The 12,954-nt window shown below is 39.1% G+C and carries 13 protein-coding genes; 6 read left to right on the top strand and 7 right to left on the bottom strand.

Annotation, left to right across the window (positions count from 1 at the left end):
• Window positions 1-41: 41 nt before the first annotated feature.
• Complete coding sequence (locus B3H30_RS14565) at window positions 42-986, top strand: MBL fold metallo-hydrolase (RefSeq protein ID WP_070565455.1); 945 nt, start codon at window positions 42-44, stop codon at window positions 984-986.
• Between the two features lie 42 nt (window positions 987-1,028).
• Here B3H30_RS14565 and B3H30_RS14560 read toward each other — a convergent pair whose 3' ends face one another.
• Entirely contained in the window at window positions 1,029-1,628 is a 600-nt protein-coding gene (locus B3H30_RS14560) for a nitroreductase family protein (protein WP_070565457.1), read from the bottom strand.
• Between the two features lie 142 nt (window positions 1,629-1,770).
• Here B3H30_RS14560 and B3H30_RS14555 point away from each other — a divergent pair, with 142 nt between their 5' ends.
• Complete coding sequence (locus tag B3H30_RS14555) at window positions 1,771-2,067, top strand: winged helix-turn-helix transcriptional regulator (RefSeq protein ID WP_201303552.1); 297 nt, start codon at window positions 1,771-1,773, stop codon at window positions 2,065-2,067.
• A gap of 208 nt (window positions 2,068-2,275) precedes the next feature.
• On the opposite strand, the gene B3H30_RS14550 is transcribed toward B3H30_RS14555, so the two are convergent.
• Both B3H30_RS14550 and B3H30_RS14545 read right to left on the bottom strand, forming a co-directional pair.
• Complete coding sequence (locus B3H30_RS14550; RefSeq protein ID WP_070565461.1) at window positions 2,276-3,184, bottom strand: NAD(P)/FAD-dependent oxidoreductase; 909 nt, start codon at window positions 3,182-3,184, stop codon at window positions 2,276-2,278.
• Between the two features lie 12 nt (window positions 3,185-3,196).
• Entirely contained in the window at window positions 3,197-3,805 is a 609-nt protein-coding gene (locus tag B3H30_RS14545; protein ID WP_070565463.1) for a class I SAM-dependent methyltransferase, read from the bottom strand.
• Window positions 3,806-4,071: 266 nt separating this feature from the next.
• Between B3H30_RS14545 and B3H30_RS14540 the strand changes: the two genes are divergently transcribed.
• A complete protein-coding gene (locus B3H30_RS14540; protein ID WP_286834540.1) occupies window positions 4,072-4,734 on the top strand; it encodes a DUF1349 domain-containing protein in 663 nt (220 codons plus the stop codon).
• 46 nt (window positions 4,735-4,780) lie between these two features.
• Here the strand turns inward: B3H30_RS14540 and B3H30_RS14535 are convergent, their stop codons facing one another.
• From B3H30_RS14535 to B3H30_RS14525, 4 genes are all read right to left on the bottom strand, one after another.
• Window positions 4,781-5,560, bottom strand: coding sequence for a helix-turn-helix domain-containing protein (locus B3H30_RS14535; protein ID WP_083295908.1), 780 nt, complete (start codon window positions 5,558-5,560; stop codon window positions 4,781-4,783).
• 29 nt (window positions 5,561-5,589) lie between these two features.
• Entirely contained in the window at window positions 5,590-8,145 is a 2,556-nt protein-coding gene (locus B3H30_RS14530; RefSeq protein ID WP_286834537.1) for a BamA/TamA family outer membrane protein, read from the bottom strand.
• A gap of 90 nt (window positions 8,146-8,235) precedes the next feature.
• A complete protein-coding gene (locus B3H30_RS24890) occupies window positions 8,236-8,460 on the bottom strand; it encodes a GNAT family N-acetyltransferase (protein ID WP_070565469.1) in 225 nt (74 codons plus the stop codon).
• Window positions 8,461-8,710: 250 nt separating this feature from the next.
• Complete coding sequence (locus B3H30_RS14525) at window positions 8,711-9,166, bottom strand: DUF1572 family protein (protein WP_070565471.1); 456 nt, start codon at window positions 9,164-9,166, stop codon at window positions 8,711-8,713.
• 499 nt (window positions 9,167-9,665) lie between these two features.
• On the opposite strand from B3H30_RS14525, the gene B3H30_RS14520 reads away from it, so the two are divergent.
• The 3 genes from B3H30_RS14520 (at window position 9,666) to B3H30_RS14510 (ending at window position 12,952) form a co-directional block, all read left to right on the top strand.
• Complete coding sequence (locus B3H30_RS14520; protein WP_286834534.1) at window positions 9,666-10,982, top strand: ATP-binding protein; 1,317 nt, start codon at window positions 9,666-9,668, stop codon at window positions 10,980-10,982.
• Between the two features lie 90 nt (window positions 10,983-11,072).
• Window positions 11,073-11,672: a TetR/AcrR family transcriptional regulator gene (locus tag B3H30_RS14515; protein WP_046674552.1), complete on the top strand. Its 600-nt coding sequence runs from the start codon at window positions 11,073-11,075 to the stop codon at window positions 11,670-11,672.
• A gap of 77 nt (window positions 11,673-11,749) precedes the next feature.
• Window positions 11,750-12,952 (top strand): efflux RND transporter periplasmic adaptor subunit, encoded by a 1,203-nt coding sequence (locus B3H30_RS14510; protein WP_286834532.1) that lies wholly within the window; start codon window positions 11,750-11,752, stop codon window positions 12,950-12,952.
• Window positions 12,953-12,954: the final 2 nt, after the last annotated feature.

Genomic DNA, 12,954 nt, shown 5'->3' with positions numbered 1-12,954 from the left:
ACCCATCCTATAACAACGGATGGGTTTTTAGTTTAATAATCATGAAAAAACTAGCGCTTTCCATTTTTACATTTCTTGTGACCATGACCTGTCAGGCACAGCATTTTGACCTTGTCCCGCTGGGAATATATGGTGGCGAACAAGAAGACAATCTTTCTGCTTATTTAGTAGGCACTCCAAGAGATACTGCCTTCCTTTGCCTCGACGCCGGAACCATAAATACGGGGATTAGAAAAGCTATTGTGTTGAAAAGTCTAAATGGATCGGTCGAAACAATTTTGCATAACCAAATAAAGGGATATTTCATTTCCCATGGACATCTCGATCATCTATCGGGTCTTATTATTAATTCTCCTGCCGATAGCAAAAAGAACATTTTCGCTATTGATCCGGTCCTTCAAATTCTACAAAATCACTATTTCATCACGGATACCTGGATCAATTTTGGGGATCAGGGCCAAAAACCCATACTAGGAAAGTATCATTACAACAGTTTACAGGAGGGGCTGGAAATGCAAGTACCAAATACAGCATTATCTTTGACGGCATATGAGCTGAGCCATGTAAATCCATATAAAAGTAGTGCAGCACTTGTCCGCCATGATAATCACTACCTCCTTTACCTCGGCGATACTGGCGCGGACCGGGTGGAAAAATCCGATCAGCTAGATAAGCTCTGGAATAAGATTACCCCTCTGATCAAAAATAAACAATTAAACAGCATATTGATTGAAGTCTCCTTCCCAAATAATCAGCCAGAAAATTTACTCTTCGGTCACCTAACCCCCAATTTGCTGCTAGAAGAACTCGTAAAGCTCAAAGAAAAAACGGGACTAAAAAACTTGGAAGGGCTAAGCATAGTAGTCACACACCGAAAACCAACTGGTAACAACCCTGAAATCATTAAAAACGAATTGCTCAACAATAATCCACTTAAAATAAATTATGTTTTCCCCGAACAGGGCAAAAAGATAAGTTTAAACTAATGTAAAAAAGATGAAACCACTATTGGTTTCATCTTTTTTTACCTAGAACTCTTCAATTATATCTGCAATTGTCAAACGTGATTTTGCGGTAATTGCAGGCTGATTTGCATCCTCCACATGTCGATAGCCAATAGCAACTGCAAACAGCGTCTGATAGCCATCGAGTTCCAGTATTTCATCGTAGACGGAATTTTCAATTCCTTCCATTGGGGTTGCGTCAATATGATTTGCAGCACAGGCTGCAAGGAAAAATCCCAAAGAAAGATACACCTGTTGCTTCATCCAGGATTGAACATGGAACTCCCCTTTCGACTGCAAAAATTGCTTATAGTAATTAATCGATCCCTCTGGAAGCGTGTTTGCGATCTGCTCTTCAAAGCGATCTACATCGGTAAGTGCGCTAAAGACAACCAGATGGCTTGCCTCATTTATCTTCTGTGCGTTCCAATAGGATGCGGCAGCGAGTTTTTGTTTCATCTCCCCAGAAGAGACAAAGAAGAATTTCCATGGCTGGCTATTGATGGAAGATGGACTCAATCGGATTATTTCCTTTAATTCAGCGATTTTCTCCTCCGGAATTAGCGCTTCTGAATTATACTTTTTCGTTGTGTAACGTTGCTTTGCAGTTTCTAAAAAAGCCATAACATACAAGATTAAATTAACTATATATTTTATAGTTGCAAACTTAAATATAGTATTATATATTTGCAATAACGGTCAAACTTGATAGTAACAGATGTATTTGATAGACAACAAACAATACCCATGCAGTACCAGCCTAACTATGAAATACATAGGCGGAAAATGGAAAGCAGTAATTTTGATTCATCTAATTGAAAAAAAACGTTATAATGAATTAAGAAAAGAATGTGCATTAATTACCGAGCGTACATTAAGCTTACAATTAAAGGAACTTGAGGCTGATGGTTTAGTAAAGCGTACAGTACATACCGAAAAAGCTCCTTTGAAAGTAGATTACGAACTTACACCATTCGGCAAGACGCTTATTCCGCTATTAGAATCTATTGCAGAATGGGGACGGGAAACGGCTAGTCGGACCGAACGTATTCAACAAATGTAGAGTAGGAACCGTCGACTTTTAAAACGATTATCCATCATAAAGGATCACTTCCTGGTGTCGGTTTATCTTATCGGCAGCTATTATTTCAGTAAAATTTGGACAAAAAAATTTAATAAAGACAGCATTTACGCATCAGGAAGTTTTTGTAAAAACTTCCTGATGAATTAACAATGTGTCACCACTGCCGGAAAACAGATCAATATGGCCACTAAAAAACCTCATCAACAAGTTCTTTATTAACCATTGCTCCAGCTAGGTTTCCTGCAGCAACCGCATTCGCTACAGAACGCATCATACTGGAATTATCTCCACAGGCAAAAACACCCGCGACTGTTGTTTTCTGGAAATTGTCTGTTTTTATATGTCCCTGATCGGTCAATTCGCAACCTAACATAGCAGGAATAAGCGAATGTTGCCTGAAAGGTATGGCAGCATAAACAGCATCAAAGGCAAGTTCACGACCGTCTTTTAATTGTACCTGTTGGACCCATCCATTCTTATGCTGGATTTTAGTTATTTCTTCTTCAATAATCGAAATACCATGTAACTTCAGTTTTGCTTTCTGCTTAACATCAAAACTAGCCTTACCCGAAGTCAATAGCGTTAAGTCGTTCGAGAGATTATTGACCAATCCCGCTACGTGAAGCGCACGCTCTCCATTGGCCATAATAGCAGTTTTTCCTTTTCGGAATTCATAACCGTGACAATATGGGCAATGGATAACCGAAATTCCCCAACAGGCTGAAAATCCTTGTATACTAGGCATAATATCTTCCACACCAGTCGCAAAAATGAGCTTTTTAGCCTGAAAGACGTCCCCATTTTCGGTGGTTATTTCATACCCTGTAGCTGTCATCATGCCGCTCACAGCAAGCCCTTTCTGGAACTTGACACTCGGGTAGTTCAGAACTTCCTCCCTCGCTTTTTTCGCTATACTAAGCGGCTTTTCACCATCATGCGTAATGAAATTATGAGAGTGCGGCGTCTGTCGATTACAAGGTAGCCCACTATCGATAATCAACACATTCCGCAAGGAACGTCCCAATGCCATCGCTGCAGAAAGCCCCGCATAACTTCCCCCAACGATAATTACCTCATAGCTTCTATCATCTTTCATAAATATATATATTTAAATATTAATCCTCTTCTGACAAATGATGAAGTAGAATGGAAAATTTTCCTCTACCTCCCTAATTTCCATTAATCCATAGGGATCGAATTCGGCATGAATGGAATCAATATCGTAAAAAAACATATGTACTCCATCAAACATTGCAAATCGATCAGTGCCTATGGCCTCCCCCTTTCCATAGATACTCGCTAGCTTTGATACGGTCGTAAAAATCATATAACCTCCTTCAGCTAATTGGTCAAAGCAATGCTGGATTAACGCATTACGTTCTTCAGCATCCAATAGATGAATAAGCCCGTAACAAAATATACCGTCATATATATCCTGATCAAAAGGCATTTCATTAACCGAACCATGATGGATTATCGTATTTGTCCCAAAGGATTTCCGGGCGAGTTCTATTGCCGTTTTCGAGATCTCAATGCCTGTAATTTTTATTCCATTTTCCAAAAAAGGGCGACCGTTGCGACCGTAGCCGAACCCAGGAATCAGTATATTTTTGATGTTGTGTTCCAAAAAAAAGCCTACTGCAAACGTTGTAGACTTTGCGGCTTCATCCCCCCACATTTCTTGCTTCTCTATAAAATTACGTTCCCAAAATTCCATACTGCTGTTGCTTATATTGTTTAAAATTGAAATCGATCTTGTTTGCTATACCGATTCGGTACTACAGTGGATTAAAAGTCAACTCAGCGAAGATAGTATTTTTCACTATTGCAACTATGTAGCAAAAACATTAAATGCAATTAAATTGCAAATAAATTACAATAGGATGAATTATTGAAATCATGGTTATTTATCAGTATTGAAAACCTGTGCTATGCTTAAATATCTTTGCTGATGAAAATGAATATCATCACAAAAACAAAAACATGAAAACTATAAAGACATTTTTAGCAGCTTCATTATTTCCATTGCTTACGACACAGGCCAGCGCACAAAAATTGGATAAGATGCTTTGGTTTAACGAACCAACAGAATGGAACATCAAAGACAATTCACTTTCGATGTTCGTTACGCCTAAAAGCGATTATTGGCGTATCTCTCATTATGGATTTACAGTAGACGACGCCCCCTTTTTCTATACGCTACGCGGGGGAGAGTTTGAAGTCAAGGCAAAGATCTCGGCGAACTACCAAACCCGCTTTGACCAAGCAGGTCTCATGCTGCGCATTGATCATGAAAACTATATAAAAGCATGGATAGAATTTGTGGATGGAAAATACAATTTGAGTACGGTCGTTACGCATAAAACGAGTGATTGGAGCATTATTCCAATAGATAAGGAAATCCCTTTTATTTGGATCAAAGCAATACGTCGATTAGATGCTGTCGAATTTTTCTATTCTTTTGATGACAAGGAGTATATCATGATGAGGAATGCCTGGCTGCAGGATAATCACCCTGTTATGGTTGGTTTAATGGCAGCTTCACCAGACGGCAATGGCTTTCAGGCGAAATTTGACTATTTTACGATCAAACACCTTGCAGATCAACGTCGAAGCAAATGGCTGAAAGAGAATAATTCAAACTAAAAAATATCGACGCCCGTCTAAGACAGCCCCATAGACGGGCGCCATCTTAAGTCAGTATGTCCTGCTGCATCTTGTTAAACACACTCACTGCTTCATATGAATTTCGTACACGAAGCTTTTGGAGTATATTTTGCCGATGCCTGTTAACGGTATTAATGCTCAACCCTAGTTTTTCGGCAATTCGTTTACTAACCATCCCCTCCTTGATGCAGCTTAAAATTTCTTTCTCTCGTGTACTAATCGAAGTTTTCGCACCATAGCCATCTAAGTGATGGACTACGCCTGTTACCTGATTGAGGATATAATTTCGAAGATTGATTGAAGTTTCAGTTTCTGGTAGTAAGGTATAACAGCATAAAGCCAGCTGGGGGAATTCCGGTCCTGGGGTGTCCAAGTAAAAAATCTGATGGGACAGCTGGATGATTTGCCCCTCTCTCCCTTCGACCCGAAGTATACTGTTTGCTTGATAATTGAATCGCTCCGCCAGATCCTTTTTTTTGACCAAGTTGAGAAATTGAAGCTCCAAAGCATGCTTAATGGCCAAATCATCGGGGTAAACACGTTCGAGAAGAAAATCTTCCCAAATACCGTTTATTTCCAGCTTCTTGTCATATGAAGGAAGGTAAAGTCGTTCTGCAATTGTCCCCATATAGGTATAACTCCAGTTTGCCGTCAGGTCACTCAGTACGACTATACCGTTATGAATGTCGGCAAAAGTTTTTGCGTAACTCTTATAGTGTTTTAGCACAGATAAATCGATGTTGCTATTTCGTAATCTACGCTCAGCAAAATTTCTATCTAATTTTTTTTTGATCTCCGATTTCATTTTATACTTAAAAGCTTCGTTTTAGGTCTTTAAAAAGAAAGTCCAATTCGGAGATAGGGCAAGGTTGCTTCTTTACTGAACCCTATTACTCCTTGAATAGTTAATAGATCTCCTGGCATAAAATAAATTCCGCCACCATATCCCATATGCCAGTCATTGGAATTTTCATGACTCATCCAGACCCTTCCTACATCATAGAAACCAATTGCCCCGACTGTTCCAGGAACGATATAAGAAGAGTAGCTAAATAATTTCAATCGCATGTCAAAATTATTATAAAGCGCTGTTTTCCCAGTAAATCGCCGAGAATTATACCCTCTTAAGCTCATTTCTCCTCCAATTTGTGCGTGCTGATAAAAGTAGGGATCTCCCCATACCGCATCAAATCCCACACGATTAGCAAAAGTAATATAGTTGTCGGCAACCGTTTTATAAAAACTCATGGAATGCTGTAATTTTGTATAGTTGCGGCCCTCCCCTCCGATTTCAGCATTCCACCCCAATCTAGTGTGAAAATGTACTCCCGATTTTGGATTACTGATATTATCGCGGGTATCGTAATCTATACCAGTGGTGACCCCAGTAAAAAAATTACTACCGTAGATAGGCTCCGAAGGATATTTTTCATGAAACTCTTCAAAGTATCGTCCAACATTATTTAATTCTTTACTATTATAATATTCGGAGGAGGATCCATAGAAAACCTTGAATTTGGGGGCTAGGTATCTTTCTAGAAAAATATCACCATTCACAAGATCAAATCGATTTCGGTAATAGGAAATGCGCTTTGAATCCGATTTATCAAAAATGGTATTATTTCCATACCCAAAGAAGTTGCTCAGGTTTTTGGGCCCAAGGGATGAAAGATGAATGTAAAGATCATGCCCTGCAATGAGTTCCTTATAATTACCTTTGTAATCAAACATAAATGATTCGCGACCGGTCAAATAACTGGCAAGAAACTGATGCCTATACGCATAAGGTTTTTTTCTGAATCCTTGATTTTCGATCATATACCCCAGTCCAAAAATAAGTCCGCGGTCAACGCCATAGTCCAAATTAAAAACAACTCCTTTACGATCATAGACAAAATTGTCATAGTCAAACGTATGGACAGCACTGTCTTTGCTCAATTTCAGATGAATAGCATCATCAACCTGGATAGTACCCTGAACCTGGTCTTTACCATCATAAATATAAACTTTGCTGCCATTGGCAAATTTGTCTGTTGTACGGTACAAATCCTGACCATCACCACCAATAATCCGAAACTTTATGGGCGATTTGCCCGATCCATGGAAGTTATATTCATCAACGCCCGATATACCATATATGCGAACTTCTTTGGTCTGATCAGGTACAAAAGTACGTTTTAGCAATTTTCGCCCTTCGGTGCCATCCTTTTTCTTGTTATGGATATTGACAGTGACCGAACCATCACTATTGTAATCGACATCTACAAATTCATATTTGGCGGACAATGGTAGTTCAACGACACGGGCTAGAAATCGGTAGTAGGTTAATCCACTTTCCATCAGTTCGTCCCTTCTTGAACGAATATTTGTTTCCAGTTCATTCGCGCTCATTTTCACAATGGTATCAGGCATCGTTAACATAGCCTGATGAATCAACGAATCCGTCAATGTTTTCTGAACAAATTGTATTTCGTCAATCCACTCGTCCACCGTAAGATGCGTGAGAAAAAAATGATCAAAAGTACTTGCATTAAAATTCCAATGGGGCACATTTCGGATATGTGGACTAAAGGGTTGCAAATGGGCCTTCAACCATTGATAGGAAAGTAATGTTGGAAATACCCCCGAAGTTTTATAATACACCTTATCCCTATCTCTAGGGACAGGCGTATAGATCTTTTTACCTTTTTCTTTTTCAGGGTCCCAACGCCAGTTGTCTTGATGGCGATCCCAGTCGCCCAACGTAAAATCTAACAATCGTGCACGTAGTGTGAGCTTCTGATCAATTTGTGTATCATTGTCTTCCAACACTTTACGCATGACTTTTGCGCTATTATCCGTTTTTTGATCCTCAAAAGGGGTACGCGCCTCAAACATATAGGCCCTATTTTTAAATACCTCACGATACTCGCCGAACCTAGGGTCATCTCCTACAAAAACCAGTTCTGGCGAAGCTGAAGGAATACCTAAGGCTTTATTAAATGGCGGAACGGTCAATGCACCAAATGGATGATGTATCGAAATCTGATCTTGTACTATATCTTTTGCAAATGTCTTTCGAAGGCTTTCCGGTAGGCTACGTTCAGGGTATTTCTGAATAGACCTAAGAACCCACTCCCTACCCATAGAATCTACCAGTCGAAGTGACTGTGTCTGCATGCCACCACCCAACTTAACAATCTGAAGCCCGCCCCGCTCTGTAGCGAGATCCATCACACGCATCTTAACAGGAGTATTATACAATTTACGGTAACTATCTCCAAGCCAAAATCGATGCAGTAACCCCACTCGGTCATACTCAGGTGCGATCACCGTGGTAATACTGTCCATACGCTGCGCATGCGAATTAAAAACACAGCAACAGGCAATTAATGTAAAGATTCTTCTCATTTTATCTAAGTCGGGTCTTCGAGAAATCAACAGTCGATACAGGTAGAATGTTTGATGGTCTCGATATCTAATTGGGCTAAAGTTCACCTTTTAAAGCAAAGAATCAAAAACTTTCTGCTCCTTTTTTAGTATAAAACCACTATTTTGATAAAACTTATAGCTTTCGGTCCGAATGATATTGCATCTTACACGCAAACGGTAGCAATCGACAGACCTAGACCAATCGGATGCCGAATGCAATAATAATCGGCCTAACCCTCGATATTCTTCATCGACAACCAAGCCAATGATTTCTACATAAACACCAGTCTCCATACTGATGACCTGATGAAGTTGAATTCAGCCAACTGTTTTATTATCAATAATCCCCACAAATACAGCATACTCCTGCTACCGCAACAGATCCTCCAAAATAGTTTTCGTTCCTTCAATATCGGCTGGATAACCCAGCAGTTCGGTCAAGGTTGCGAGCTCCGGAGCATCAGATAATACCGCTTTTCTTATGTCCATACTATAAATTTGTTTCCTATGTTTTAGAACAAGAATAGGTTTACCAATACATTAACTATACCTCAGGTTGATCCAGTAGTCGCCGGTGATAGTTTATTTGGCCAAGGTGATAAGTTAGATGGGTGGTCAGATGAACAAGCAAATACTGCGTTGTTGTTTTTTCCTCAAACACGAGTATGGGATATATCTCAAAAAGGTTCTCCTCCGACAACAGATCCAGAGAACGTGTAACCACATCAATCGTATCATCTATCTGATCTAATAATCGTGTTCGAGGAATGTCTTTTAACGAAAACTCAGCCGCTCGATCTCTGATATACCCCGTCTTGCCTATTTCAGCACCAATATATGTTTGAAGATTTCCGATCAGGTGTAAACATAAGTTGCCAGCTGAATTGGAAATATCACGTTCAATAAGCCATATATTTCCTTCCTGTTTGTACAAAGAAATTTCATCACGCAGCCTGTTTAAGTCCCGTCGGAAAAGGTTTTTTAAAGTTTCTATAAGCATAGACTAAATTTAGATATATTTCTACTCAAAAAAGCAATTTCTATATCAACACATCAGCTTTAGCGTTAAATAGCCATATTGATACGAATCAGAAATATACATCTCCGCATGATATTATGTAATTTTAAACAACTTAAAGAGCTATAACCATGAAGATAGTTTCAAATTTCCCAAAAAAAACCTGGGTAATTTTTAGTGTAATAACAGTCACGACTACCATTCTCTTCGCCAAATGCGATAGCATATCCGATGGAAATGACAGATTGGGTTTTCCATTTCCTTTTTATGAATATATGGGTGGCAAGCGCTCAGTGGAACCTGAGAATCGAAGTAGTTTCAATTCTATTTATTTTCTTTTCGATCTTATTATCTGTTTTGGACTTGCTTATTTTTTCACATTTCTAATCCAGAGATCTAAAAAATAGCGTACATTGAAATGGAATTAATCGACCAAATTATTTCCATCTGTTTTATACAAGTTTTAAGCTAAACCGTCTTTATGATGAAGAAAAGCACAAAAATAACGAACCAAAGTATCGAATCAGCAGGACTTCCCAAAGACCCTAAACATGCCATTGCTGAATATTTCTGGAATGGATTTGATGCAAAAGCCACACAGATTGAACTCTCTATAGACAGTAATGAATTAGGCTACATTAATCGTGTAAGCATACAGGACAATGGCGAAGGCATACCCCTAGAGACACTTTCTTCCTCATTTGGAAACTTTTTGGATTCTATAAAAAAAAATAGTCTCAAACGGAGCTCCTATACCAGAGGAAAAAAGGGAAAGGGTCGATTTTCTTTCTCGCTTTTTGCAACACGTGCGATTTGGGATACCGTTTTTCAGGAGAATGAATATTTCTCAAGCTACCGAATTCAAATTGATCGCGAAAGTAAAGAGCAATACGATATCAGTGAAAGCAGGCTGGTAGAATCTAAAAATACGGGAACGCAAGTTACTCTTGAAGGCGTTTTTGGACTTAATGCTACATTTTTTGAAAGCGACGACTTTAACAATTTCCTCGCACAAGAGTTTGGCTGGTTTCTCTACTTGAATAAGGATAGGAATTACGCCATACGCGTCAATGGGAAGCTATTAGCTTATGACCATTTAATCGAAGAGACAGACCAGCTTTCTTGGACAGGCTATAGCCCTGATCGTGATACTTTTTATCATTTTACCATCAATTACATTCGCTGGAACCAACAAATTGGTGATCGATATTATTATTATTTTCTGAATAGCGATAAAAAGGAAATTGCCAAAGTACTTAGCAGTTTCAACAATAACGCGATCAATTTCCACCACTCCGTCTATGTTGAATCTACCTTCTTTGATCATTTTGAACAACAAGATATCCTCCTATCTACAGAAGATAATCTTTTCTCGGGGAAGGCCAAACAAGTTATTTATCGGAATTTACATGCTGAGTTACGTGATTTACTGGATAGAAAGCAAAAAAAATATGTACTAGAGCACGCTGTCGCGGTAAAATTAACAGATCTAGAAAGAAAAGGCCTATTGCCCGAATACAGCAGCTCGGAACAAGATAAAAAAAGAAAAAACCTATTGTTAGCATTAATACAGGAACTATTTATTGTAGATCCACGCATTTTCTTCGGCATTAAAACAGACCTTATCCGCACCTATCTCGGTTTCATCGACTTGTTATTGCAGTCGGAAAAAAGCACGGAAATCCTCCCTATCATCGAACAGGCACTTCCTCTAACTGACAAAGAAAAGAATCGCATAAAACAGCTTATAACCCGCGCTGTGAACGATGAAAACACTTCTTCCGAGCAGAAAAAATAATACATTTTTATTTAATGACTTTTAGATGTCAATAAATAAAATTAAAAGTATCACTTTTGCTTAACACTGTTAAATTATTTACGCATTAGCATGGGTAGCAAAGAACGCATACAACGGCTCAAAGATGAGAATAGAACTAATATTCTAGATGCTGCGCTCCAAATCGTCAAAGAAGAAGGATGGCAGGCCTTGAGTATGCGCAAAATTGCAGATATCATCGAATATACTGCCCCCATGATATACGAGTATTTCGCCAATAAAGATGCCATTCTGATGGAGCTTGCTAACCAAGGTTATCTCCTGCTTGCCAAAAAAGTAAAACAAGCCAAATCAACTGAAACCGATTTGGAGAAACAATTAGAAGCAATGTGGTTTAGCTATTGGGATTTCGCCTTCGAAGAACGCGAATTGTACCAATTAATGTTCGGTGTGGGAACGGCCTGTTGTGGTTTTGAAAAAACCTATAAATGTGCTGAATCCCATGGAAAATTGATAAGTGATGTCATCCGTGAAATCATGAAAGAGAAAAACCCATCCGAAGAATTGATCTGCAGGAAGTATTTTACGTACTGGTCAATTATACATGGATTGATTTCGATCAATTTGGTAAACCAAGGCAATGGCGACAATACCAATCAAGAGGTTTTAAAGGATGCTATTTACGGCATCACACGCTCCCTGACTGATTAATTTTTTTACACCAAAAAATACAACGTTAAGAAATCTAACACCGTTAAATATACCAAAACTTCAATTTTTAATATCACATGAAAACAAATCTATCACCAAGTCTTAAAAGGATTTACGTTCCAACACTTAACAGTGTTAAACGAATTAATATCGTAAAGACTGCATATGTGCTCAGTGCAATCTTTCTATATAGTTGTTCAACAGGCACGAGCAAACCCATTGATCCACAACCGGTTAACCTTCCGGTCGTTACCATCGAGAATGGTAACGAGACGGTTTATCAAGAATATCCAGCAACTATTGAAGCTTCGGCCAATATTGAGATCAGGCCACAAGTCGAAGGGATTTTGGAAAACATCTATGTCGATGAAGGTGCTAAAGTAAATAAAGGTCAGGCGCTTTTTAAGATTAACGACCGCCCCTATCAGGAACAATTAAATCAAGCGAAGGCAAATTTGCTAGCAGCAAAAGCTTCCTTGGAAAACGCCGAGTTAGAAGTGGAAAAGAAAACAAAGCTGGTGAACACCAAAGTACTGACAGACTTTCAGTTAAAAACTGCAATTAGCGCACGTAACGCCGCTAGAGCAAATGTACAACTGGCACTGTCGGCGGTTGAAACGGCAAAAATCAATGTCGGATACACGCTAATACGGGCTTCAGCCGAAGGATACATCGGTAGATTGCAGCTCAAACAAGGGAGTTTGGTGGGACCTACAGACTCCCAACCACTTACAGCATTGTCAAATGTAAGGGATCTCCATGTCTATTTCTCATTGGGAGAAAATGACTTTATCGCATTCAAAAACAATACAGAAGGTAGTAATTTACAACAAAAGCTTCACAACCTACCTCCGATCAGCTTAGTTCTTTCGGATCAGACAATTTATGATCAGAAAGGAAAAATTGATATGGTGGATGGCCAGTTTGACAAAAATACCGGTGCGATTACCCTCCGCGCGACGTTCAACAATCCGGAAGGGGTTTTACGTAACGGAAATACCGGCCGTGTAAGACTACAGAAGAAGTATGCACAAGCATTATTGGTACCTCAACTTGCTACCCTTGAAATGCAGGATAAAATCTTCGTTTACACCGTTGGCAAAGAAAATAAAGTTGTTCAACAGCCCATTACTGTCATCGGAAAAAGTGGTGCAAATTACCTCGTAAGCAAAGGACTGAATGCGGGAGATCGGATTGTCTACAAAGGCATTGACCTGCTTCAGGATGGGCAGAAAATTACGCCACAAGCTTTATCAAGGGATAGCATCAATTCATTATAATA

Origin of the sequence: Sphingobacterium sp. UBA7038 (assembly GCF_002494055.1) — a bacterium.
GTDB lineage: Bacteria > Bacteroidota > Bacteroidia > Sphingobacteriales > Sphingobacteriaceae > Sphingobacterium > Sphingobacterium multivorum.
The sequence above is the reverse complement of the archived record's forward strand: the minus strand, read 5'-3'. Positions and strand labels throughout refer to the sequence as shown.

What these genes read in the sequence shown, in the direction of transcription:
- B3H30_RS14530 (WP_286834537.1), bottom strand. Translation starts at nt 8,145, where the DNA reads ATGAGAAGAATCTTTACATTAATTGCCTGTTGCTGTGTTTTTAATTCG.
- B3H30_RS24890 (WP_070565469.1), bottom strand. Translation starts at nt 8,460, where the DNA reads ATGGAGACTGGTGTTTATGTAGAAATCATTGGCTTGGTTGTCGATGAA.
- B3H30_RS14565 (WP_070565455.1), top strand. Translation starts at nt 42, where the DNA reads ATGAAAAAACTAGCGCTTTCCATTTTTACATTTCTTGTGACCATGACC.
- B3H30_RS14525 (WP_070565471.1), bottom strand. Translation starts at nt 9,166, where the DNA reads ATGCTTATAGAAACTTTAAAAAACCTTTTCCGACGGGACTTAAACAGG.
- B3H30_RS14520 (WP_286834534.1), top strand. Translation starts at nt 9,666, where the DNA reads ATGATGAAGAAAAGCACAAAAATAACGAACCAAAGTATCGAATCAGCA.
- B3H30_RS14510 (WP_286834532.1), top strand. Translation starts at nt 11,750, where the DNA reads ATGAAAACAAATCTATCACCAAGTCTTAAAAGGATTTACGTTCCAACA.
- B3H30_RS14560 (WP_070565457.1), bottom strand. Translation starts at nt 1,628, where the DNA reads ATGGCTTTTTTAGAAACTGCAAAGCAACGTTACACAACGAAAAAGTAT.
- B3H30_RS14535 (WP_083295908.1), bottom strand. Translation starts at nt 5,560, where the DNA reads ATGAAATCGGAGATCAAAAAAAAATTAGATAGAAATTTTGCTGAGCGT.
- B3H30_RS14555 (WP_201303552.1), top strand. Translation starts at nt 1,771, where the DNA reads ATGAAATACATAGGCGGAAAATGGAAAGCAGTAATTTTGATTCATCTA.
- B3H30_RS14540 (WP_286834540.1), top strand. Translation starts at nt 4,072, where the DNA reads ATGAAAACTATAAAGACATTTTTAGCAGCTTCATTATTTCCATTGCTT.
- B3H30_RS14545 (WP_070565463.1), bottom strand. Translation starts at nt 3,805, where the DNA reads ATGGAATTTTGGGAACGTAATTTTATAGAGAAGCAAGAAATGTGGGGG.
- B3H30_RS14515 (WP_046674552.1), top strand. Translation starts at nt 11,073, where the DNA reads ATGGGTAGCAAAGAACGCATACAACGGCTCAAAGATGAGAATAGAACT.
- B3H30_RS14550 (WP_070565461.1), bottom strand. Translation starts at nt 3,184, where the DNA reads ATGAAAGATGATAGAAGCTATGAGGTAATTATCGTTGGGGGAAGTTAT.